The organism is Pseudomonas sp. GM102 (genome assembly GCF_000282555.1).
GTDB lineage: Bacteria > Pseudomonadota > Gammaproteobacteria > Pseudomonadales > Pseudomonadaceae > Aquipseudomonas.
The window spans coordinates 32,041-54,510 of the sequence record NZ_AKJB01000050.1 but is presented as its reverse complement, the minus strand read 5'-3'; the positions used below and the strand labels follow the sequence as shown (position 1 = coordinate 54,510).

Genomic DNA, 22,470 nt, shown 5'->3' with positions numbered 1-22,470 from the left:
GTAGTAGCTGAACGCTTTTGTGGCGAGGGAGCTTGCTCCCGCTCGGCTGCGAAGCAGTCGTAAACCGGTGAACGCGGTGTGTCTGAAAAAACGTGATTACCGGGTTTGGGGCCGCTTCGCAGCCCAACGGGAGCAAGCTCCCTCGCCACAGGGAGCAATGCTGTCGGTGTGTCAGCTAAATATCTTCTTGAAAAACGCCTGCATGTCCGCCCAGGACTTCTCATCCGCGGTCTTGCTGTAACCAATGTCCGGCCCGCCGTGGTCGCCATGGCTCAGACGATCCGCCTCGGGATTGCTGAACCCGTGCTTGGCGCCTTCGAGGGTGACGAACTTGTAGTCGGCTTTGGCCTTGTCCATTTCAGTCTTGAACGCCGCCACGTTTTGCGCCGTGACCATGCTGTCCAGAGCACCATGTTCCACCAGGACTTTCGCCTTCACGCTGCCAGGCGTCGCTGGCGTATTGGTTACCAGCGCACCGTGGAAACTTACCACCCCCGCCAGCGGTACGCCTTGACGCGCCGCGTCCAGCACCACCTTGCCGCCGAAGCAATAACCGATGGCCGCCAGTTTGGCCGGGTCGGTTTGTGGCTGTTTCTTCAGCAAGTCGAGCCCGGCCTGAAACCGCGCACTGGCCGCTGCGCTGTCCTTCAATGCTGCTTGCATGAAGGCCATGGCGTCCTTGGCGTGTTCGGTGTTCTTGCCGTCGCCAAACATGTCGATCGCCAGCGCGCTGTAGCCCAGACCGGCCAGATCACGGGCGCGGCGCTTGGCGTAGTCGTTGAGGCCCCACCACTCATGCACCACCACCACGCCCGGGCGCGGGCCTTTGATGGCGTCGTCATAGGCGTAATAGCCGATCAGCTTGGTGCCGTCGGCACTCTGGTAGGGAATTTCCTGGGTCTGGATGGCGGCCTGGCTGACCCCGCTCAGAGCCAGTAATACGAGGGCGAGGAACACACGCATGATCAAACCTCCTTATCAAGAGTCGTCAGAACAGCGTAGTCGATTTGATTCAGCTCAGGTTCAGAGTGCGTTCAGGGGCAGTACAGGGAGGGGTCAGTAACCTTGCCCCGTACCCAAAAAGCACATAGCGCATGAGGAAACTCCCCAATGACTACTTTTAAAAAACTGCTTCTGGCTTTCACCGTGATGGGCGCCAGTGTCGCGGCCCACGCCGATACCACCAATTTCGCGGGCCTGACCTTTGGCCAGACCAGCGACAAGGTTAAAAAATCCAGCGCCCTGAACGACAACCTCAACCACCCGAACGCCGACGGTGTGATCGGCAAGGACAACACCTGGGGCGTGCGTCTGGGCCAACAAGACAGCAAGGCCCGCTACTACGCCACTTATGACAACGTGTCGGGCTCGCACAATGGCATTAAACTGCGTCAGGAAAACCTGCTGGGCAGTTACGATCTGTTCTACCCGGTGGGTGGCAGCACCAAATTGTTCGGCGGTGCCACCGCCGGTTTGACCAAACTGACTCAGGAGTCGCCAGGCTTCAGCCGCGACAGCGACATCGGTTACGCCATTGGCGGCCAGGTCGGTGTATTGCAGCAAGTTTCGCAAAACACCTCGGTCGAGCTGGGTTACCGTTACCTGCGCAGCAACGCCAGCACCGAGATGAGCGAGCGCGGCGGCAGCAAACAGGGGTCGCTGGACTTGACCAGCAGCGCCCAGACCTACCTGTCCGCCAACTACGCTTTCTAAAAAGCGTTTCGCGGCCAGTCGGTTAAGCCGCGCAACCTGTGGGAGCGAGCCTGCTCGCGATGACGGCGGTACATTCAGCATCAATATTGGCTGACCCGTCGCTATCGCGAGCAGGCTCGCTCCCACAGGACGCCCTGTCAGCCGTTGAAGTTTGTCTTTGGAGATGTTGATTTGCCCAGGAGAGCGTTATGAAATTGCTGGTCGTCGAAGATGAAGCGCTGTTGCGCCATCACCTGCAAACCCGCCTGACGGATAGCGGCCACGTGGTCGAGTCCGTGGCCAACGCCGAGGAGGCGTTGTACCAGGCCGAGCAGTTCAACCATGACTTGGCGGTGATCGACCTCGGTCTGCCAGGCATGGGCGGGCTCGATCTGATTCGTCAATTGCGCTCCCGGGGCAAGACGTTTCCGATCCTGATCCTCACCGCGCGGGGCAACTGGCAGGACAAGGTCGAAGGCCTCGCCGCCGGCGCTGATGATTACGTGGTCAAGCCCTTCCAGTTCGAAGAGCTGGACGCCCGGCTCAATGCCTTGCTGCGCCGCTCCAGCGGTTTCACCCAGTCGACCATCGTCGCTGGCCCTTTGCTGCTGGACCTCAATCGCAAACAGGCCTCCCTCGATGAACAACCGCTGGCGCTGACCGCCTACGAATACCGGATCCTTGAGTACCTGATGCGGCATCACCAGCAAGTGGTGGCCAAGGACCGCTTGATGGAGCAGCTCTATCCGGATGACGGCGAGCGTGATCCGAATGTGATCGAAGTGCTGGTCGGCCGCTTGCGCCGCAAACTCGAAGGCCCGGCCGGCTTCAAGCCGATCGATACCGTGCGTGGCCTTGGCTACCTGTTTAACGAGCGCTGCACTTGATTCGTTCCCTTCGTGTCCGATTGATGCTCGCCGCCACGGTCCTGGCGGTGTTGTTCATGCTGGCGTTGTTGCCTGCGATGCAGGGCGCGTTCAGCCTGGCGTTGCAGGATTCCATCGAGCAGCGCCTGGCGTCTGACGTCACCACGCTGATCTCCGCTGCCCGAGTGGATAACAACCGCTTGCAGATGCCCGCGCAATTGCCCGACGAGCGCTTCAACCTCACCGACAGCCGTTTGCTCGGCTACATCTATGACCGCGAAGGTCATCTGGTCTGGCGCTCGAAGGCCACCCAGGAAGAGAAAATCAACTACAAACCGCGTTACGACGGGCGCGGTAACGAGTTCGCGAGGATCAGCGAAGCCAATGGTGAAGAGTTCTTCGTCTATGACGTCGAGGTCAAACTGCTAGGCGGCCAGAGCGCAGCGTTCAGCATCGTCGCCCTGCAACCGGTGCGCGAATACGAAATCACCCTCGAAGGCCTGCGGGAAAACCTTTATCTGGGTTTCGGCGCAGCCTTGCTGGTGTTGCTCGCCTTGCTGTGGATCGGCCTGACCTGGGGCTTGCAGGCGTTGCGCCGGCTGAGCCAGGAGCTGGACCAGATCGAGGGCGGCACGCGTGAAAGCCTGAGTGAAGAACATCCACGGGAACTGCTGCGCCTGACCGGCTCGCTCAACCGCTTGCTGCACAGCGAACGTGAACAGCGCAGCCGTTATCGCGATTCCCTCGACGACCTGGCCCACAGCCTGAAAACCCCGCTGACGGTGTTGCAAGGCGTCAGCGAAGACATGGCGCAAAAGCCGCAAGAGCGCGATCAGGCCTGGGTGCTGCAAACCCAGATCGAACGCATGAGCCAGCAGATTGGCTATCAGCTGCAACGCGCCAGCCTGCGCAAAAGCGGCCTGGTACGCCACCAAGTGCGCCTGCGCCCGGTGTTGCAAAGCCTCTGCGACACCCTGGACAAGGTCTACCGCGACAAACGCGTGCAGGTCACTTTCGATCTGCCGGAGCAGTGTTATGTGCCGATCGAGCAGGGCGCCTTGCTGGAAATGATGGGCAACCTGCTGGAAAACGCCTATCGCCTATGCCTGAGTGAAGTGCGCATCAGCGTGCGCGAAACCCTCAGTGGCATTGAGCTGTGCGTCGAAGACGACGGCCCCGGCGTGCCACCGGATCAGCGTGCGCGGATTCTGCAGCGGGGCGAACGGCTTGATCGTCAGCATCCGGGGCAGGGGATTGGGTTGGCGGTGGTCAAGGACATCATCGAAAGTTACAGCGCCAAGCTGACGCTGGGGGATTCTCCGATGGGCGGGGCGGCGTTCCGGATTCATTTTCCGGTGGTGTGATCCCTTGGATTGATGGTGTCACTGATCGTTCCCACGCTCTGCGTGGGAATGCCTCAAGGGACGCTCCGCGTTCCAGCTCTGGAAAGGGACGCGGAGCGTCCCGGGCTGCATTCCCACGCGGAGCGTGGGAACGATCATAAATACGGTATTTGTGAGCGCCGCAGATCTAATGTGGGAGCGAGCCTGCTCGCGATGAGGTCGGCACAGCTACCACAAGGCTCGGTGTCAGACCGCTAAACAAGCACTGTTTAAACGACACTTCCAGATACTCACTCAGGCTACACATTCTTGCGCCGCTGCCTACGACTACGCCAGAATCCGCCGGCTAGTGCGCCTGGGGCGCGGGCTCTATCCTTTGCCGGTCGCTGACGAATCAGCGATCGGGTTTAGCGATCCGATCCCATACACAGACGCAAAAGCGCCCAAGTTTTGATTGCAGTTTTAGTGCCTGCAATTCGCGTAATGGTGGCTGTGCGTGGGAGACCTTCGAGTCTACCCGGGGTTTCTGTGACCCGGATCGCTAACCTGCGTACAGCCGCCACCTTTACTTGTTTAGCGATAGGTCGTGGCGGCTCAATCAACCACGGAGCTTCACATGTTCAAGATCACGCCAAATCCACCGGAAACCGACGACGTTTCCCCGTACGAATCCCCCAACTCCAAAAAACTCAACGAAGCCGCCGACCGCGCCCTCGATTACTACCTAAAACCGGACATTCCCAAAGACACCAAGCGCAAGCCCAGCACCATTTACCATGTGGGCACCGAGGTCGATAACGAAACCCTGCTGGTCAACGCCTGCGAATCCTTGGCGTCAGCGAGCATGATGCTCAGTGAGTTCGCCGGATTGATGGACATGCCACATCGCAACATGATGTTGGGGATTCAATCGGTGGTCATGCTCGGAGAGTTGGCCGTGAATCGGGTGCTGGATAACCTCGACCCGCGAGGCTAGCGAGGATGATCGTTCCCACGCTCTGCGTGGGAATGCCTCAACGGACGCTCCGCGTTCGGCTTTAGATGGGACGCGGAGCGTCCCGGGCTGCATTCCCACGCGGAGCGTGGGAACGATCACTAGAACTCAATGCTCCTGAGCTCGATAAGCCCCAGGCGTAAGGCCGGTCCACTTCTTGAACGCCCGGTGAAACGCCGACGGCTCGGAAAACCCCAACTGCTCGGCAATCTGTTGCAACGAAAGATCCGCACGCCCCAGGTGATAAATCGCGATGTCCCGCCGCAACTGATCCTTCAATTCCTGAAAACTCGTGCCTTCTTCGCGCAAATGCCGACGCAAGGTTTGCGGGCTGATGTGCAGGTGCGCGGCCACCGCTTCCAGGTCCGGCCAGCGCGCATTGTCGCGGCTGAGCAAGCGCCGCAACTGGCTGCTCAGGCTGTCGCCTTCGTCGGGGCGCGATAGCAGGTCGGCGGGGGAGCGCTCGAGAAAGAGCTTGAGGGTTCGTTCGTCCTGCAGCAGCGGCATATTCAGGTAGCGACTGTGAAATAACAGACTGCTTTGCGCCGTCGTGCTCTTTACGGTGGAAAAGCTCAGCGGGCAGGAAAACAGCAAGTCGTATTCGGCCCCGTGTCCGGGCTTCGGGTAGCTGAACGTGGCCTGCTCCAGACGAATGCGCTGGCCGATCAGCCAGCTGCCGAACCGATGCCAGATCACCAACAGGCTTTCGCTGAGGAAATGGTCCGGATCCCACAGCGGCGAATCGTCCAGACTCAGGCGAACCCTGTCGCCTTCGCGGCTCAGCGTCAGATGCGGCGCGCCGGGGAACAGGCTGTAAAACAATAAACCGCGATTGAGCGCTTTCTCCAGTGTGCGGCAGTGGATCACCGCGTGGCACATCATCGCGAAGCTGCCGGGTTTGCTCGGCGCCTGCCCGAAGCCCAGGTATTCATCGTCCAGGGCCAGCCACAGCCCCTGGATCAATCGGGCGAACTGCTCGGGCGCGATTCGGGCGCGCGGCTCCTCAAGCAACTCGGGGCTGATCCCCAGTTGCTGCAAAAGACTTGAATAGTCGTAGCCACGCCGACACGCGCCGCCGAGGGCGGCACGGGCGAAATGGCTGGCGATGGTGCGTTCGCGCATAGAGGGCAGGTCCGTCCACTGAGCAATGGATGGTAGCGGTGCCCGTCGAGAATGAACAAGGCGGATATCCGCCAAATTGCAGGACGAGGTTTGGCTGGTGGGCGGAAACCCGCCACATCGTTGTAGCGGGTGAGTGACCCAAAAAAACATGTAACCCTTGATGTCGCAAGGCTGGCGGGGTTTTTTTCGAAGGTGGCACGGCGCTTGCGATACAAGCCGCAGAGGTCTGCCGGCGTGCAGCTCGACAAAACAAATCCCTCCAGTGCAGGAGGGTTCGCAATTGAGGTGTCAGGGGCAACAGATGGATGTTGTTACTGAGGCACTCTTGAGGAACTTACAATGACGACTCGTCAGCCACTGTATAAATCCCTGTACTTCCAGGTGATCGTTGCCATCGCTATCGGCATCCTGCTCGGTCACTTCTACCCGCAGACTGGTGTAGCCCTCAAGCCGCTGGGTGACGGGTTCATCAAACTGATTAAAATGGTCATCGCGCCGATCATCTTCTGTACCGTCGTCAGTGGTATCGCCGGCATGCAGAACATGAAATCGGTCGGCAAGACCGGCGGCTATGCGCTGCTGTATTTCGAAATCGTTTCCACCATCGCCTTGCTGATCGGCCTGGTCGTGGTCAACGTTGTGCAACCGGGCGTCGGCATGCACATCGATGTATCGACCCTGGACACCAGCAAAATCGCTGGCTTCATCTCGGCCGGTAAAGACCAGAGCATCATCGGCTTTATCCTCAACGTGATCCCGAACACCATCGTCGGCGCTTTCGCCAACGGCGACATCCTGCAAGTGCTGATGTTCTCGGTGATCTTCGGTTTCGCCCTGCATCGCCTGGGTGCCTACGGCAAACCGGTGCTGGACTTCATCGATCGCTTCGCTCACGTGATGTTCAACATCATCAACATGATCATGAAGCTGGCGCCAGTCGGTGCCTTCGGTGCGATGGCCTTCACCATCGGTGCCTACGGTGTCGGTTCGCTGGTACAACTCGGTCAGTTGATGATCTGCTTCTACATCACCTGCATCCTGTTCGTGGTCGTTGTACTGGGCGCGATCTGCCGCGCGCACGGCTTCAGCGTGCTGAAACTGGTTCGCTACATCCGTGAAGAGCTGCTGATCGTACTGGGTACTTCCTCTTCGGAATCCGCGCTGCCACGCATGCTGATCAAGATGGAACGCCTGGGTGCGCAGAAATCGGTTGTAGGTCTGGTGATCCCGACTGGCTACTCGTTCAACCTCGACGGTACGTCGATCTACCTGACCATGGCGGCTGTGTTCATCGCTCAGGCGACTGACACCCCGATGGACCTCACTGCCCAGATCACCTTGCTGCTGGTGCTGCTGTTGTCCTCCAAAGGTGCTGCGGGCGTGACTGGCAGTGGCTTCATCGTGTTGGCCGCTACCCTGTCCGCCGTTGGCCACCTGCCGGTTGCCGGCCTGGCGCTGATCCTTGGTATCGACCGCTTCATGTCCGAAGCCCGTGCGCTGACCAACCTTGTGGGTAACGCCGTGGCTACCATCGTGGTCGCCAAGTGGGTCAAAGAGCTGGACGAAGACACGCTGCAAGTCGAGCTGGCTTCCGGCGGTCGCGGTATCTCCGATGAGCGTGAAGTAGACGATCTGGGCGTGGCTGAAGGCCCGGCCCCGAGCACCGTCAAGTAAACGCTCTGACTGTAATGAAAAACCCGCTTCGGCGGGTTTTTTCATAGCTGCGATTTGAGCACAACGGTCACTGCCGCTGACACATAAGGTGATTGCTGCAATGTCCTCGGCTACCTAGGCTTGGGGGATTGCACTGGAGAACACTTATGCTCGGTCCACTGGCATCACTCAAGGTTCTGGATTTCTCGACACTGCTACCGGGGCCGTTCGCCTCGTTGCTGCTGGCAGACATGGGCGCCGAGGTGCTGCGCATCGAATCGCCGACCCGCATGGACCTGCTGCGAGTATTGCCGCCGCATGATCAAGGCGTGTCGGCCAGCCACGCGTACCTCAATCGCAACAAGCGCAGCCTGGCCCTGGACCTCAAGCAGCCCGAGGCGCTGGAAGTGATCAAGCGGTTGCTGCTGGACTACGACATCGTGCTGGAACAGTTCCGTCCCGGTGTGATGGACCGACTTGGTCTGGGGTATGAGGCCTTGAAGGCGATCAATCCGCGGCTGATTTATGTGTCGATCACCGGCTACGGCCAGACCGGCCCTTACAAGGACCGCGCCGGTCACGACATTAACTACCTGGCGCTGGCGGGGCTGGCGAGCTACACCGGTCGCGCCGACAGCGGCCCGTTGCCGTTGGGCATGCAGGTGGCGGATGTCGCGGGCGGCTCGCTGCACGGGGTGATCGGCCTGCTGGCGGCGGTGATCGCGCGACAGCAGACAGGGCAGGGGCAGCATGTGGATGTGAGCATGACCGACTGCGCCTTCAGCCTGAACGCCATGGCCGGTGCCGGGTACCTGGCCTGTGGCGTGGAGCCGGACAGGGAAGAGCAGATGCTCAATGGCGGCAGCTTTTACGACTATTACCGTTCACGCGATGGACGCTGGTTGTCGGTGGGCAGTCTGGAACCGGCGTTCATGCAGCAACTCTGCGCGGCGCTGGGCCGGCCGGAACTGGCGACCCAGGGGCTCTCACCCGAGCCGGCCCGGCAACAGGCGCTCAAGGAGGCGTTGAAAGTTGAATTCGAAAAATACGACTTTGCCCAGTTGTGTGAGCTGTTCGCCGGGGTCGATGCGTGCGTCGAGCCGGTATTAAGCCTGGGCGAAGCGGTGCGGCATCCGCAGTTGAAAGCGCGGGAATTGGTGACGGAGGTGCCGAGGGGCGATGGAACGACTCAGGCGCAGATGGCTTGCCCGTTGAAGTTTTCAGCAGGGCTGCCTGAGCCGCGGCATATCGGGGCGGGGCTGGGTGAGCATACCGATCAGGTGTTGGGGGAGTTGGGGTTCAGTGTTGAGCGGATCGAGGAATTGCGGCGTGCCAAGGTGGTTGTGTAGTGCCTGTAAGGACGCCTTCGCGAGCAAGCCCGCTCCCACATTTGATCTTCGGCGCGACGCAGGCCCAGTGTGGGAGCGGGCTTGCTCGCGAAGAGGCCGGCCCAACCACCACAAATCTGACTATTCGACCCGCATCTCCCCACTGAACACCAATGTGCTCCTGCACCGCCGACACAGATACCGCCGCCCCTGTCTCACCAAACCATGTCGCTGCGCCGAAAACGGGAAATCGCTGTCGGGGCACGGGCATTTGTAGATGTAGCGGGGCACGCTGCGGCGTTTGACGTCGTAGGTGTGGCAGCGATTGGGTGGCAGTTCGTAAACACCGCGCATGATCAGTTGCCACTCTTCGCCATGAGGCTGGATGCGGTCGCCGAACAGTTGATGGGCGATCAGGTGCGCGACTTCATGCGCCACGGTCTGCTTGAGGAAGTCTTCGGTGTTTTCACGGTACAACTGCGGATTGAAGCGCAGCAGGTTCTCGTGCAAATGCGCGACACCGGCTTTTTGCCCGCGCAGCTTGAGGCTCACCACGGGGCGTTTGAAAGGTCGTTTGAAAAAGGATTCAGCTTGTTGGAAACAGTCTTCGACGCGGGTATTGAGTTGCTCGGGCATGCTTGATGGATCTCCAGAGACGTCGAGTATGCCGCAACCCTCGGGACTTGCGAATCGCCGAGGCGCTGAATGGTCGTACCTCCTGCTCTTTCTTAGAGAGTAGAAGGCCGCCTTGCGGCGGCCTGTGTTGGCAGATCTTGTTTTTGGTGGGCGTGTCGCTAATTCGTATAGACCGGCCCCACGCCAAGTCCCCAGACAATCACCGTGAACGCCATGATCGCTACCAGCACCACCAATCCAACGGCGAGCACCGAGCTTGAAAACAGGAATCCCTCGTCTGATGGAATGTTCATGAAAGTGGGTAGCCCCACATACAGCAGGTACACCGTGTAGCAGATGGCTGCGGTGCCGACGATCATTCCCAGCCACATGTGCGGGTAAAGCGCCGCCAGACCGCCGATGAACAGTGGTGTTGCGGTGTACGTGGCGAACGCGACACAGCGTGCCAGGCTCGGGTTGGCGTCATAGGTGCGGGCCATCCAGTGGATGAACGCGCCCATCACCGCGACACCGCCAAGCATCGCCAGGTACGACATGATGGTCATCCATAGCGCGCTTTCCGTGGTCAGCATTACCGGCGCTCGACTACCAATGACCCAGCCGACCTGCGTGGTGCCGATAAACGCCGACACGGCAGGGATCGCCGCCAGAATCAGGGTGTGCGTGAGATACATGTGGCTGATGCTTTCCTCCTGGTCGCCACGGATTTCTTTCCATTCCTGGTCAGGGTGGGTGAAGAGCCCCACTACGTGATGGATCATGCCAGTCACTCCTCTTGTTGTTGCCATCGCCCCCCAGCGGAGCGCTTACGGGCCAAAGTGGCCAGGTAAGTACAGGTCTGAATACGTGTGCGACCTTATGCCGCAGTATAGAAAGGAGTTACCGGAAATAGTGCGAGGGGCTTAGAGCAAATCGCGCTGTAAACAATCTTGTTAATCGCCGCCAGGTCTGTGCCGAATGAACCTGTGGCGAGGGAGCTTGCTCCCGCTGGGACGCGAAGCGGCCCTGATGTTGTGTCAGGCAAACCGTGTCGGCAGGTTTTGCGACTGCTGCGCAGCCGAGCGGGAGCAAGCTCCCTCGCCACAGGGGTATGCTCAAGTCATACAAGTGCAGGCTTCGCCCCGAAAGGGTTTTTGCGTAAAATGCCGGCCTTTCGTCACACCTCACGGATTTCGCGTCATGGGCACTCTTACGGTCAACCAGAACAAACTGCAAAAGCGCCTTCGCCGCCAGGCCGGTGAGGCTGTCGCCGATTTCAACATGATTGAAGACGGCGACAAGGTCATGGTCTGCCTGTCCGGTGGCAAAGACAGCTACACCATGCTCGACGTGCTGATGCATTTGCAGAAGGTCGCCCCGATCAAGTTCGATATCGTGGCCGTGAACATGGACCAGAAGCAGCCAGGCTTTCCCGAGCACGTGCTGCCGGCTTACCTTAAAGAACTGGGCATCGAGTACCACATCGTCGAGAAAGACACCTATTCGGTGGTCAAGGAGCTTATTCCTGAGGGAAAGACCACCTGCTCGCTGTGCTCACGCCTGCGTCGCGGCACGCTTTACACCTTTGCCGATGAAATCGGCGCGACCAAAATGGCCCTCGGTCACCATCGCGACGACATCGTCGAGACGTTCTTCCTCAACATGTTCTTCAACGGTTCGCTCAAGGCCATGCCGCCGAAGCTGCGCGCCGACGACGGTCGCAACGTGGTGATCCGCCCGCTGGCCTACTGCAACGAAAAAGATATCCAGGCTTACTCGGACTTCAAGCAATTCCCGATCATCCCGTGCAACCTCTGTGGCTCCCAGGAAAACCTGCAACGCCAGGTGGTTAAAGAGATGCTTCAGGAGTGGGAACGCAAGACCCCGGGCCGTACCGAAAGCATTTTCCGCAGCTTGCAGAACGTGATCCCCTCGCAACTGGCGGACCGTAACCTGTTTGACTTCACCAACCTGCGCATCGATGAAACCGCGGCTTCGCGGTTCGTCAACGTTGTAAACCTCTAAACACAATCACTGTGGGAGCCAGCCTGTGGTGAGGGGGCTTGCCCCCGTTTGAGTGCGTAGCACTCACAAGATCTTTGGTACATCAGAGACTTTGGGGCCGCTTCGCAGCCCAACGGGGGCGAGCCCCCTCGCCACGGGGCGCTCCCACAGTTGGTTTTTCGCTTCAATCCTCAGGAGAGGGCATGCGCGATTACAAGTGGCTGAACGAATACTGCTTGAACCGCTTCGGTTCAGCGGCTGAACTGGAAGCCCATCTGCCGGTTCCCAAGACCCCGGCGCAATTGCGCAAGATCAGCGACGACCGCTACCTCTCGACCATGGCGTTGCGGGTGTTCCGCGCCGGGCTCAAGCACAGCCTGGTGGACGCCAAGTGGCCGGCGTTCGAAGAGGTGTTCTTCAAGTTCGACCCGGAAAAAGTCGTGCTGATGAGCGCTGAACATCTGGAGCGCTTGATGCAGGATGCGCGGATCATCCGCCACCTGGGCAAGCTCAAGAGTGTGCCGCGCAATGCGCAGTTCATTCTGGACGTGGCCCATGAGAAGGGCAGTTTTGGCGCGTTGATCGCCGAATGGCCGGTGACCGATATTGTCGGGTTGTGGACCTATCTGAAAAAACACGGGCATCAGTTGGGCGGATTATCGGCACCGCGATTCTTGCGGATGGTGGGCAAGGACACGTTCGTGCCGAGCTACGACGTGGTAGCAGCGCTGAGCGCGCAGAAGATCGTCGACAAGGTCCCGACTAGTCTGAGGGACATGGCCACAGTGCAGAATGCGTTCAACCAGTGGCACGAAGAGAGCGGTGGGCGGCCGATGAGCCAGATTTCGATGATGCTGGCTTACACAGTGAATCATTGAGACCGCATCGAATCCATCGCGGGCAAGCCCGCTCCCACAGGTATTGGTTTTGAGCACAAAATGTGTGAACGACCCCGGTCACTGTGGGAGCGGGCTTGCCCGCGATGGCGATATGTCAGGCGACAGAGGTCTCGCCTTCACCCGCCAATTTGCGGTTCAACTGAAACCGCCACCGCACATACAACATTGCCGAGCAGAACACCGCCAGGCTCGCGCCCATCTCCAGTAAACCGAACAGTTGCCGGTTCGGGTCATACGCGGCCAATGCGCCCTTCATGAAGTACAGGTTCACCACAAAACACATCCACGAATGCCCGCGGGCGCTGCCGACGATCATCCCCGGCGCCAGCAACAGCAGCGGCACCAGTTCGATCAGCAGTATCACCCACGGCCGCGCGCCATGCAGGTCGGCGAATACCAGGTAGTAGGCGCAGAGCAGTCCCACCAGGCCGAAAAAGCACAGCAGGCTGATGACGCGCATCGCCCGTACTCGCGGTTCGAGCCATTCGATGGAAGGCAGGATTTTCGGCTTTTTGGCCATATCAGCTCACCAACTTTTGCGCAGTCTTCGCCAACCGCAGGCCCAAGGCCCGGCACAGCGCAACTTCGTGTTCATTCAAACCGCTTTTGCCATCGGCACCGGCGTGATGACTGGCGCCGTACGGCGTGCCGCCACCGCGGGTTTCCAGCAGCGCCGATTCACTGTAGGGCAGGCCGGTGATCAACATGCCGTGATGCAGCAACGGCAACATCATCGATAGCAGCGTAGTTTCCTGGCCGCCATGCAGGCTCGCGGTGGAGGTGAAGACCCCGGCCGGTTTGCCTACCAGGGCGCCGGTCAGCCACAGATTGCTGGTGCCATCGAGAAAGTACTTCAACGGTGCGGCCATGTTACCGAAGCGGGTCGGGCTGCCGAGGGCCAGGCCGGCGCAGTTCTTCAGGTCGTCGAGGCTGGCGTATAGCGCGCCTTCATCGGGAATGTCCGGCGACACGGCTTCGCACTCGGTAGAGATCGCCGGCACGGTGCGCAGGCGCGCTTCCATACCGGACTGCTCGACACCACGAGCAATCTGCCGGGCCATTTCATTGGTCGAGCCGCTGCGGCTGTAATACAGCACCAGAATGTACGGCGTACTCACGGCAGCAACTCCAGCACATTTTCCGGCGGACGGCCGATGATGGCTTTGTCGCCGACCTCGAGAATCGGTCGCTCCATGAGTTTTGGGTGCGCGGCGATGGCGGCAATCAATTGCGCCTCGCTCAGGCTGTTGTCGGCCAGGTTGAGGGTTTTGTACTCGTCCTCACCGGTGCGCAGCAATTGCCGGGCGTTGATGCCCAGTTTGCTCAACAGGCTCTGGATTTGCGCGGCGTCCAGCGGGGTTTCCAGGTAGCGGACGACCGTTGGCGCCAGGCCACGGGCTTCGATGAGTTCGAGCGCACCGCGGGATTTCGAGCAGCGCGGGTTGTGATAAAGCGTCAGATCGGTCATGTGCGGGTCGCATCTTGCGTAAGGTGGCGGCTATTCTAACTGTGCGGCGCGTAATCCAGAACCTTGGGAGGCGATGGGTCGCAGGTGCATTCCATTTTTGACAAGGATTGAGACATGACAAGGCGACTGGCAGCGGCATTGGCGATTATGGGGACGTTATTGCTGGGGGGTTGCGGCAACGACTATGGCGTCGACCAGAACGGTCACAAAGTCGCCGCCGAGCGTCTGGACAAACAATGGCTGGTGCTCAATTACTGGGCCGAATGGTGCGGCCCGTGCCGTACCGAGATTCCCGAGTTGAACGTGCTGGCCGAGCAGCTCAAGGGCAAGAAGATCGGTGTGTTCGGGGTCAACTTCGACAATGTGCAGGGCGAAGAGCTGAAAAGCGCCAGTGAGAAACTGGGGATCGCCTTCACCGTGCTGGCCCAGGACCCGGCCGACCTTTTCGAATTGCCGCGCAGTGAAGCGTTGCCGGTGACTTACATCATTGATGACAAGGGCAAGGTGCGGGAACAGTTGATGGGGGAGCAGACGGCGGCGGGGGTGATGGCGAAGCTTGAGGCGTTGCAGGCAACCAACTGATTGCGCAGGGCGGCTTTTGTGGCGAGGGAGCTTGCTCCCGCTCGACTGCGCAGCAGTCGCAAAAACGGTATGCGCGGAACACCTGACAAAACAAGGTGACTGGGTTTAGGGCTGCTTCGCAGCCCAGCGGGAGCAAGCTCCCTCGCCACAGTCATTCACTTGGCTACAGCCGTGGTGATCAACCCTCTTCAAGCCACCAACGCAGTGGTTTGCCTTGCGCCGACCAGAAGCGCATCTGGTCGATCGGTGAGACGTCCCAGCGCTGGACGTTTTCCAACGCCTGCAGGAAGCGTTTTTCCTGCTCCATCAACGCCGGCGCACACATTTTGCGGGTGCTGCCGATCTTGCCGAAGCTCAGCTTGTCGCCTTGCAGGGTATACGGCGCGAACCAGTGGTTGCAGCCGCCATTGCCATAGGCCCGACCGTCATCATCCAGGGTGATGGTCAGATGGCTGTAGTCCATCAGCGGACGTTCGCCGATCCACTCCAGAATGTAGCTGCGGTTGTGTTGCAATTGCACCGGCTCGGCGGCGCAGCCCAACAGGCTGGCGCCAACCACGGCGGTCAGAGCAAGGCGTTTCATCACGCAGGCTCCTGGCACTTCTTGCACAGGTGCTTGTCGGCAACCGTGGCCCAGCCCAGCTCGGCAATGCGCGCAGTGGCCGCCGGTTTTTCCGCCTTGTTGCCCAGCTTGGCGTCGACCGCGAACTCAAAGCTCAGCTCTTTGGCGCAGCTGTCGCAGTTGACTTTCCAGGTGTGGATCGCCAGTTCGCCGAACACCGGGCCACTGGCCACCGCGACCCATTGGCCCGGCGGGTTGATCAGATGGCGAACCGTTTCGACGGTCAGGCGCATGGACAAGTCCTTGCTGCCTTTAAGGGTCACTACCAGCACGTCGTTATTACGAATCGAGCCGCCGTTGCCGGTGACTTGATAACGCCCCGGCACAAGGGCGCGGCATTCGGTGAGGGTGTGTTGCGGGTTCATCAGGCTGTAGCGGAAATCGTGTTCGACCATGGGTCCTCCAAATATGCGCGATATGCTAGCACGGGCATGAACGCAGCATGGCGCGGGCATGTGACCTTCGATCTGGTTCGAATTACCTGCCGACTCATGGCAAACTGCCGCTTTTGCATCTCTAAGGAATAGAAATGGCGTTGATCGAATGTTTTGAGTGCAAGCAACGCATCAGCTCCACGGCGCCTGCTTGCATTCATTGCGGTGCGCCTTCGGTGGCAGAAGCGGCTACATCGACGGCAACGCAGGCGCCTCTTTCTTTCGGGCGTTTACCGACCAATGAGAGCGTGCCCAGGGTGACCCCGGCCGCTTTTGGGCGCAAACGTAAAGTCGAAGTCGAGGCAGAGATCCCGGCAGTGGCACCCGGCGGGCCGCGTCCTGTGGAACTCTGGCTGAAACTGATGATTTTCTTTCTGCCGCCGTTTTTTGTCTGGTTCCTGCTGCGTCGCGGGCATTCGCTGGGGCAGCGCTTGCTGGGTTTTGGCTGGCTGGCCCTGATGATCCTTTTGTCCAAGGCCTGAGCCGATCAGCTCTCGACCTGATTCTGTGGCGAACCGGCTGCCCAGGCCGCGATGTTCTGCAGGGTGGTCGCGGCAATCGCGCCCAGGGCTTCGCGGGTGAGGAAGGCCTGGTGCGCCGTGATGATTACATTCGGAAAGGTCAGCAGGCGCGCCAGCACATCGTCTTGCAGCGGCAAGTCGGAGCGATCTTCGAAGAACAGCTGCGCCTCCTCTTCATAAACATCCAGCCCCAGATAGCCCAATTGGCCGTCCTTCAACGCGTCGATTAGCGCCGGGGTGTCCACCAGACCGCCACGCCCGGTATTGATCAACATCGCGCCGGGCTGCATGTACGCCAGCGATTCGCTGTTGATCAAGTGTTTGCTCTGTTCGTTGAGCGGGCAATGCAGGCTGATGATCTGCGACTCGGCCAGCAGTTGCGGCAAGCTGAGGTAGCGCGCGCCGAGCGCTTCGACCTGTGGGTTCGGGTAAGGATCACAGGCCAGCAACCGGCAGCCGAAGCCGTTCATGATTTTCGCGAAGGTCGCGCCGATCTGCCCGGTGCCGACTACGCCGACGGTCTTGCCCACGAGGTCGAAACCGGTGAGCCCATGCAGGCTGAAATCCCCCTCGCGTGTACGGTTGTAGGCACGGTGCAGGCGGCGATCAAGCGCCAGGATCAGCGCCACCGCGTGTTCGGCCACCGCGTGAGGCGAGTAAGCCGGAACCCGCACAATCGCCAGCCCCAGGCGCTTAGCTACCGCCAGATCGACATGGTTGTAACCGGCCGAGCGCAGGGCGATCAGGTGTGTGCCACCCGCGGCCAGACGTTCGAGTACCGGAGCGCTGAGGTCATCATTGATAAAGGCACAGACCACTTCGTGATGCTCCGCCAGCGCCACCGTGTCGAGGCTCAGTCGCGCCGGCTGGAAATGCAGCTCGATGCCGGCGGGCAGGTCGGTACTCAGAAAACTGTCGCGGTCATAGGCCTGGCTGCTGAAAAGAATCGTGCGCATGTTGTCCTCCTGGAAGTTACCTGTAACAGCTGGCGAAGCCTGCGTTCGGCAGCTGCTACAGACCTTGAGCTTAGCCTTCAAGGCGCCCGGCGTTATTGCGCTGCATCAGGCATTGATACGCGCATGGGCTGCCAGGCGATTGATGGCTCGTTCGAGTTCTTCCAGCGCGCCGGGGGCTTTGGGGTCCTGTTGCTTGAGCAGGGTTTCACTGCGTTGGCAGGCGGCGCGCAGTTGCGGGACGCCGCAATAACGGGTCGCCCCATGCAGGCGGTGGACTCGCTCGATCAGGGCGTTCTGGTCATTGGCTTCACGAGCGATGCGGATGGCCTCGCGGTCGGCCTCCAGGGAGGCCAGCAGCATTGCCAGCATGTCCGCCGCCAGATCGGCTTTGCCGGCCGCCAGGCGCAGGCCTTCTTCGTGATCGAGCACCTGCAATTCATTACCGTTGTTGCTTTCGCTGGAGCGCTCCGGCCCCAGATTACGCAACGCCAGGCCGGTCCATTTCAACACCACCTGCGCCAGTTGCCGCTCGCTGATGGGTTTGGTCAGGTAGTCGTCCATGCCGCTTTGCAGCAACGCACGTTTTTCGTTGGCCATCGCGTGGGCGGTAAGGGCAACGATCGGCAATGGCGTGCAATGCCGCTCGCTTTCCCACTGGCGAATGGCTTCGGTGCTCTGGCGGCCATCCATGCCAGGCATCTGCACGTCCATCAGCACCAGATCGAAGGTCTCGTTCTGCACGGCCTTGACCGCGGCGTAACCGCTTTCCACCGCGAGCACCTTGGCGCCCATGTCTTCGAGCAGGGTTTGCACCAGTAGCAGGTTGGCCGGGTTGTCATCGACGCAAAGGACCTTCGGTGCGCGACTCGAAAGCGGCTCGCCGGGGGCGCTGCGCTGTTGGCGAGGGTTGACCATGTCGGACAGGGCCCGACGCAGTTTGCGCGTACAGGCCGGTTTGGACTGGAGTTGGCTGTGGGGGTTGGGCACCGATAGGTGGAACAGCGTCAGTTCGGTGGTCGGACACAGCACCAACACTCTGCAGCCCAGGTGTTCGAGGTCCCAGATATGCTGGTTGAGGCGCTCCGGCGGCATGTCGTTGCTGGTGATGCCGAGCACTGCCAGGCTGATGGCCTGATCGGTCTGATGGGCGCCGGTCACGCCATTGGCCAGGCTTTCCAGAGTGTTGAACGACGTGACTGCCAGGCCGCAGTCTTCCAGTTGATGCTGCAAGGCCTGACGGGCCAGCTCATGGTTTTCCAGGACCGCCACCCGATGCCCGAGTAGCGGTGGGCCGGGCAGGTCTTCGGCGTCGTCGCGGGTTTTGGGCAGGCTCAGGCTGATCCAGAATTCCGAACCTTCGCCCGGTGTGCTGTCGACGCCGATCTCGCCGCCCATCTGTTCGATCAGGCGTTTGGAAATCACCAGCCCCAGGCCGGTGCCGCCAGGTTGTCGGGACAGCGAGTTATCAGCCTGGCTGAAGGCCTGGAACAAGGCGCGCACATCCTGATTCGACAGACCGATGCCGGTGTCCTGAATGCTGATGCGCAATTGCACGCTGTCTTCGTACTCTTCTTCGAGCATGGCTCGGGCGACGATGGTGCCTTCGCGGGTGAACTTGATCGCGTTGCTCACAAGGTTAGTGAGAATTTGCTTGAGTCGCAGCGGATCGCCCACCAGTGACAGTGGCGTATCGCGATAAACCAGGCTCACCAGCTCAAGCTCTTTGGCATGGGCGGCCGGGGCGAGGATATTCAAGGTGTCTTGCAGCAGATCGCGCAGGTTGAACGGAATATGGTCGAGTACCAGTTTGCCGGCCTCGATTTTCGAGAAGTCGAGAATCTCGTTGATGATCCCCAGCAAGCTGTCGGCGGATTTTTCGATGGTGCCCAGATAATCGAGCTGACGTGGCGTCAATTCGCTTTTTTGGAGCAAATGGGTGAAGCCGAGAATGCCATTGAGCGGTGTGCGGATTTCATGGCTCATGTTAGCCAGGAACTCGGATTTGATCCGGCTCGCCTCCAGGGCTTCCTTGCGCGCCAGGTCCAGCTCGATGTTCTGGATTTCGATGGTTTCCAGGTTCTGACGCACGTCTTCGGTGGCCTGTTCGACGCTGTTTTGCAATTCTTCCTGAGCGTTTTGCAGGGTTCCGGCCATGCGGTTGATGCCGGACGCCAGTTCATCCAGCTCCTGGCTGCCGAGGGGCGGCAGGCGGGTTTCCAGGTGGCCGTCCTTGAGCTGTGCCACGGCTTGTTTGATCTGGCTCAGCGGTCGGTTGATGGTCCGACCCATGCGCAACGCCAACAGCGCCGCACCGACCAGTCCCCCGCCGATCAGCAGCAGGCTGGCGAACAGGCTACGGTAACCGCGAAGCAACATGCCGTTGTGGGACAGCTCGAGTTCGACCCAACCCAGCAGACGGTCGGATTCATCGGGGATCAGGTCGCCGGCCAGGTTGCGGTGCTTGCCGAACACCGGCAGCAGGTAGCGCGTGGCGTCATTGCCACTGCGGCGCAACATCTGTGAACCGCTGCCCAAAGGCGCCGAATTGAGCATGGTCGGGCCGGCATGGGCCAGTGTCGTGCGGTCGGGGGCGAGGAAGGTCACCGCGCGCACGTCGGTTTGTTCCAGGAACTGGGTGGCGATGCGTTCCAGCAGGTCGTTGTCTTTGCGACCCATGGCCGGGGCCACCAGCGGTGCCAGCTGTTCGGCAATCATTTCGCCGCGCTGCATGAGTTGCGATTGCAGGTCCGATTGCTGCATCCAGGTGAAATAGCCGCCCAGAACCAGCGCCATCAGGGTGGTCGGTAACAGGGTCAGCAACAGCACGCGGCCTTTAATTCCCAGTTTCTTGAGCACGCATCTCTCCCGCATCCAGCTGTTTATTGACCTGCACATGCGTCCGGCACGCGCCACCTGCGCAGTGTAGCGACTTGCATGCGGGCAATCTTCGTAAAATTGATGTCGTCATTCGTCGGCTAGTTCCGCGCTTTGGTCTTGAGAGGCAAACCTTGGGTTGCCCCTGGTGAGGCGATCTTGAATAATCGGCAACTGAGAATTATTTGCAGATACTCATGACTCCCATCTCTATCAGTCATCCCCGTATCCTCTCCATCGAAGACGATCTGGTGCTCGGTGCTTATGTCCATGAGCATCTGGGGCGCTGCGGTTTTCAGGTGACCTGGTGTCAGAACGGCCAGGAAGGGCTGGCCATTGCGCGCGAGCAGGTCTTCGATGTGGTGTTGATGGACATTCTGCTGCCGGGGCTGGATGGCTTGGCGGTGCTGACTCAACTGCGCCAGAGCCACCCTACGCCGGTGGTGCTGATGTCGGCGCTGGGCGCGGAGGCGGATCGCATCAGTGGCTTTCGCCTCGGCGCCGACGATTACCTGCCCAAACCTTTCAGCATGGCCGAGCTGCGGGTGCGCATCGAAGCCATCCTGCGGCGGGTGGCGCTTGACCGGCGGCCGGCGCCGGCACCGATAGCCCCGGCGATGGACAACCTGCGTTTCGACGATGAGCTGTGCGAGGTGTTTTTTGGCGAGCACGCTGCCGGCCTGACCCGCAGCGAGTACCGATTGCTGGACACGCTGAACCGCAACGGCGATGAAGTGCTGAGCAAGGCGTTCCTTTATCAGCAGGTGTTGCAGCGCGGTTATGCGCCCCATGACCGCAGCCTCGACATGCACATCAGTCAGATTCGCCGCAAGCTCAAAGCCATCGGTTACACCGAGCGCGAAGTGCGTACGGTCTGGGGCAAGGGGTATGTTTTGAGCGCGGCCGATGAAATGGTCTGACGTGCCGGGCAAGCATTCACTGTTCTGGAAACTGGCTTGTTTGTTGGTGGCGTTCTGTCTGCTGATGATCTGGTTGAGCTGGTCCTGGGGCCGCTACATGGAGAAGAAAAACCTGTTCCTGTCCGACGAGGCCCGGGGCGCCCTGACTCGCTACGCCGCGGAGGCGGAGCGGGCGTGGAACGAGCAGCAGAGTGCCGGCATTGATGCTTGGTTGCAGCGTGTCGGCGAGCACGAGTCGACCTGGGTCGGCGTCATCGGCGGCGACTTGCAATCGCTAAGCAGTTACCCGCTGGCCAACCAGGAAATCCAGCGCCTGACTTTTTTGCGCGGTCTGGATTGGCCAGTGAGTCGGCGTCACCAGGGCCTGCCATGGTTGAAAATCCCGTTTCCCAACGACCCGTCTGCCGGCAGTCTGGTGATCGAGCTGCCTCAGCGTTTCATGCCCGGACGCTACCGGGTGTTTTGGCGGGTGATCACCAATGGGGTGATTCCCGGGCTGTTCACCCTGCTGCTGTGCGTGGGGCTGTATCGATTGCTGGTCGTCCCGCTGAACAGCCTGCGCGAACAAGCCAACGCCTGGCGCGCCGACCAACTGACTGTGCGTTTATCGAGTCGCACCACCAACCGCTCGGATGAATTGGGTGAACTGGGCCGGGCCTTCGATCACATGGCCGAGCGCCTGCAAAGCACAGTGGCTCTGCAACAACAATTGCTGCGCGACCTGTCCCACGAATTGCGCACGCCACTGAGCCGGCTGCGGGTGGCCAGCGAAAGCGAGCAAGACCTGGGGCAATTGCGCGAACGCATTGGCCGGGAAGTCGACGGCATGCAGCGTCTGGTCGAGGACGCCCTGCAACTGGCCTGGCTCGACACCGAGCGCGCGCCATTGCCCGATGAAGCGATCCAGGTCCAGGCCTTGTGGGAAATGCTCACGGAAAACGCCTGCTATGAAAGTGGCTGGCCGGCGAGTCAGTTGCACTGCGCGGTAGATGCATCCTGCTGGGTGCGCGGCCATCTCAATACCCTGGCCCAGGCGCTGGAAAACATACTGCGCAATGCCATTCGTCATTCACCCAAGGGAGGTGTCGTGACGCTCGGCGGTCGGCGCGATGGCGACTTCTGGCACCTGTGGCTGGAGGACGAGGGCGGTGGAGTGGCGGACGAGGATCTTGAACGGATCTTCTCGCCGTTCATCCGGCTTGATGGATCGCGACCGGGGGATGGTGGATTTGGGCTTGGGTTGAGCATCGCGAGGAATGCGGTGCAGAGGCAGGGTGGGCGTTTGTGGGCGGAGAACAGCGGGGCAGGGCTGCGATTGAATATGCGGTTATTGGCGGATGATGACGGTGTTAGTGATGACGCCATCGCGGGCAAGCCCGCTCCCACAGTTGATGTGTGTCTGCCACACATTGTGTGATCAACCTTGACTCCTGTGGGAGCCTGCTCGCGATGCGGCTCCCGGTCACCGCCGTTCAGCTTTTGCCGGAGCGTTCCCGATTATTTGTACGACCTTTCCTAAAGGGTATTGCCGACACCTTATGCCTGATTCGACGGAATAGACTCGCGTTTTTCCTCGT

At 60.3% G+C, this 22,470-nt stretch carries 23 protein-coding genes; 12 read left to right on the top strand and 11 right to left on the bottom strand.

Going from position 1 to position 22,470, the window contains the following annotated elements; all coding sequences use genetic code 11:
- Positions 1–171: 171 nt before the first annotated feature.
- Positions 172–963, bottom strand: a complete 792-nt coding sequence (locus tag PMI18_RS18280) for a dienelactone hydrolase family protein (RefSeq protein ID WP_007899106.1) — start codon at positions 961–963, stop codon at positions 172–174.
- Between the two features lie 147 nt (positions 964–1,110).
- On the opposite strand from PMI18_RS18280, the gene PMI18_RS18285 reads away from it, so the two are divergent.
- From PMI18_RS18285 to PMI18_RS18300, 4 genes are all read left to right on the top strand, one after another.
- Positions 1,111–1,713 (top strand): hypothetical protein, encoded by a 603-nt coding sequence (locus tag PMI18_RS18285; protein ID WP_007899105.1) that lies wholly within the window; start codon positions 1,111–1,113, stop codon positions 1,711–1,713.
- A gap of 188 nt (positions 1,714–1,901) precedes the next feature.
- Positions 1,902–2,579: a response regulator gene (locus PMI18_RS18290; RefSeq protein WP_007899104.1), complete on the top strand. Its 678-nt coding sequence runs from the start codon at positions 1,902–1,904 to the stop codon at positions 2,577–2,579.
- Positions 2,576–3,922 (top strand): ATP-binding protein, encoded by a 1,347-nt coding sequence (locus PMI18_RS18295; protein WP_033036268.1) that lies wholly within the window; start codon positions 2,576–2,578, stop codon positions 3,920–3,922. Before PMI18_RS18290 ends, PMI18_RS18295 begins: the two co-directional genes overlap by 4 nt.
- Positions 3,923–4,517: 595 nt before the next feature.
- On the top strand, positions 4,518–4,877 hold the full coding sequence (locus PMI18_RS18300; RefSeq protein ID WP_007899101.1) for a DUF6124 family protein: 360 nt from the start codon (positions 4,518–4,520) through the stop codon (positions 4,875–4,877).
- A 126-nt stretch (positions 4,878–5,003) separates the two neighbouring features.
- On the opposite strand, the gene PMI18_RS18305 is transcribed toward PMI18_RS18300, so the two are convergent.
- On the bottom strand, positions 5,004–6,017 hold the full coding sequence (locus PMI18_RS18305) for an AraC family transcriptional regulator (protein ID WP_007899100.1): 1,014 nt from the start codon (positions 6,015–6,017) through the stop codon (positions 5,004–5,006).
- 339 nt (positions 6,018–6,356) lie between these two features.
- Between PMI18_RS18305 and PMI18_RS18310 the strand changes: the two genes are divergently transcribed.
- Both PMI18_RS18310 and PMI18_RS18315 read left to right on the top strand, forming a co-directional pair.
- Positions 6,357–7,691 carry a dicarboxylate/amino acid:cation symporter gene (locus PMI18_RS18310; protein ID WP_007899099.1) on the top strand — a complete coding sequence of 445 codons (1,335 nt, stop codon included), beginning with the start codon at positions 6,357–6,359 and terminating at the stop codon, positions 7,689–7,691.
- A 146-nt stretch (positions 7,692–7,837) separates the two neighbouring features.
- Positions 7,838–9,019, top strand: a complete 1,182-nt coding sequence (locus tag PMI18_RS18315) for a CaiB/BaiF CoA transferase family protein (RefSeq protein WP_007899098.1) — start codon at positions 7,838–7,840, stop codon at positions 9,017–9,019.
- Between the two features lie 120 nt (positions 9,020–9,139).
- Here PMI18_RS18315 and PMI18_RS18320 read toward each other — a convergent pair whose 3' ends face one another.
- Positions 9,140–9,634: a SprT family zinc-dependent metalloprotease gene (locus tag PMI18_RS18320; RefSeq protein WP_007899097.1), complete on the bottom strand. Its 495-nt coding sequence runs from the start codon at positions 9,632–9,634 to the stop codon at positions 9,140–9,142.
- A gap of 158 nt (positions 9,635–9,792) precedes the next feature.
- Positions 9,793–10,395, bottom strand: coding sequence for a Yip1 family protein (locus PMI18_RS18325; protein ID WP_007899096.1), 603 nt, complete (start codon positions 10,393–10,395; stop codon positions 9,793–9,795).
- 418 nt (positions 10,396–10,813) lie between these two features.
- On the opposite strand from PMI18_RS18325, the gene ttcA reads away from it, so the two are divergent.
- Entirely contained in the window at positions 10,814–11,638 is an 825-nt protein-coding gene (ttcA, locus tag PMI18_RS18330; protein WP_007899095.1) for a tRNA 2-thiocytidine(32) synthetase TtcA, read from the top strand.
- Between the two features lie 182 nt (positions 11,639–11,820).
- The gene (locus tag PMI18_RS18335; protein ID WP_007899094.1) at positions 11,821–12,495 is read left to right on the top strand and encodes a DNA-3-methyladenine glycosylase I; all 675 of its coding nucleotides are present in this window, start codon (positions 11,821–11,823) and stop codon (positions 12,493–12,495) included.
- A 115-nt stretch (positions 12,496–12,610) separates the two neighbouring features.
- Here PMI18_RS18335 and PMI18_RS18340 read toward each other — a convergent pair whose 3' ends face one another.
- From PMI18_RS18340 to arsC, 3 genes are read right to left on the bottom strand one after another with little or no spacing between them, the layout of a single operon-like run.
- The gene (locus PMI18_RS18340) at positions 12,611–13,036 is read right to left on the bottom strand and encodes a DUF2069 domain-containing protein (RefSeq protein WP_007899093.1); all 426 of its coding nucleotides are present in this window, start codon (positions 13,034–13,036) and stop codon (positions 12,611–12,613) included.
- Position 13,037: 1 nt separating this feature from the next.
- Positions 13,038–13,634: an NAD(P)H:quinone oxidoreductase gene (gene wrbA / locus PMI18_RS18345; RefSeq protein WP_007899092.1), complete on the bottom strand. Its 597-nt coding sequence runs from the start codon at positions 13,632–13,634 to the stop codon at positions 13,038–13,040.
- Complete coding sequence (gene arsC / locus PMI18_RS18350) at positions 13,631–13,984, bottom strand: arsenate reductase (glutaredoxin) (protein ID WP_007899091.1); 354 nt, start codon at positions 13,982–13,984, stop codon at positions 13,631–13,633. The genes wrbA and arsC overlap by 4 nt, the downstream gene beginning before the upstream one ends.
- A gap of 114 nt (positions 13,985–14,098) precedes the next feature.
- Between arsC and PMI18_RS18355 the strand changes: the two genes are divergently transcribed.
- Positions 14,099–14,566, top strand: coding sequence for a TlpA family protein disulfide reductase (locus PMI18_RS18355; RefSeq protein ID WP_007899090.1), 468 nt, complete (start codon positions 14,099–14,101; stop codon positions 14,564–14,566).
- A 178-nt stretch (positions 14,567–14,744) separates the two neighbouring features.
- Here the strand turns inward: PMI18_RS18355 and PMI18_RS18360 are convergent, their stop codons facing one another.
- Both PMI18_RS18360 and PMI18_RS18365 read right to left on the bottom strand, forming a co-directional pair.
- Positions 14,745–15,149 (bottom strand): META domain-containing protein, encoded by a 405-nt coding sequence (locus tag PMI18_RS18360; RefSeq protein WP_007899089.1) that lies wholly within the window; start codon positions 15,147–15,149, stop codon positions 14,745–14,747.
- A complete protein-coding gene (locus PMI18_RS18365) occupies positions 15,149–15,583 on the bottom strand; it encodes a hypothetical protein (RefSeq protein ID WP_007899088.1) in 435 nt (144 codons plus the stop codon). Before PMI18_RS18365 ends, PMI18_RS18360 begins: the two co-directional genes overlap by 1 nt.
- A 134-nt stretch (positions 15,584–15,717) precedes the next feature.
- On the opposite strand from PMI18_RS18365, the gene PMI18_RS18370 reads away from it, so the two are divergent.
- On the top strand, positions 15,718–16,104 hold the full coding sequence (locus tag PMI18_RS18370) for a hypothetical protein (protein ID WP_007899087.1): 387 nt from the start codon (positions 15,718–15,720) through the stop codon (positions 16,102–16,104).
- Between the two features lie 5 nt (positions 16,105–16,109).
- On the opposite strand, the gene PMI18_RS18375 is transcribed toward PMI18_RS18370, so the two are convergent.
- Positions 16,110–17,099, bottom strand: a complete 990-nt coding sequence (locus PMI18_RS18375; RefSeq protein ID WP_007899086.1) for a 2-hydroxyacid dehydrogenase — start codon at positions 17,097–17,099, stop codon at positions 16,110–16,112.
- A gap of 105 nt (positions 17,100–17,204) precedes the next feature.
- A complete protein-coding gene (locus PMI18_RS18380) occupies positions 17,205–19,955 on the bottom strand; it encodes a response regulator (protein ID WP_007899083.1) in 2,751 nt (916 codons plus the stop codon).
- Positions 19,956–20,170: 215 nt separating this feature from the next.
- Here PMI18_RS18380 and PMI18_RS18385 point away from each other — a divergent pair, with 215 nt between their 5' ends.
- A complete protein-coding gene (locus PMI18_RS18385; RefSeq protein WP_007899079.1) occupies positions 20,171–20,893 on the top strand; it encodes a response regulator transcription factor in 723 nt (240 codons plus the stop codon).
- Entirely contained in the window at positions 20,880–22,310 is a 1,431-nt protein-coding gene (locus PMI18_RS18390) for a sensor histidine kinase (RefSeq protein ID WP_007899076.1), read from the top strand. The genes PMI18_RS18385 and PMI18_RS18390 overlap by 14 nt, the downstream gene beginning before the upstream one ends.
- The last annotated feature ends 160 nt before the right edge of the window (positions 22,311–22,470 follow it).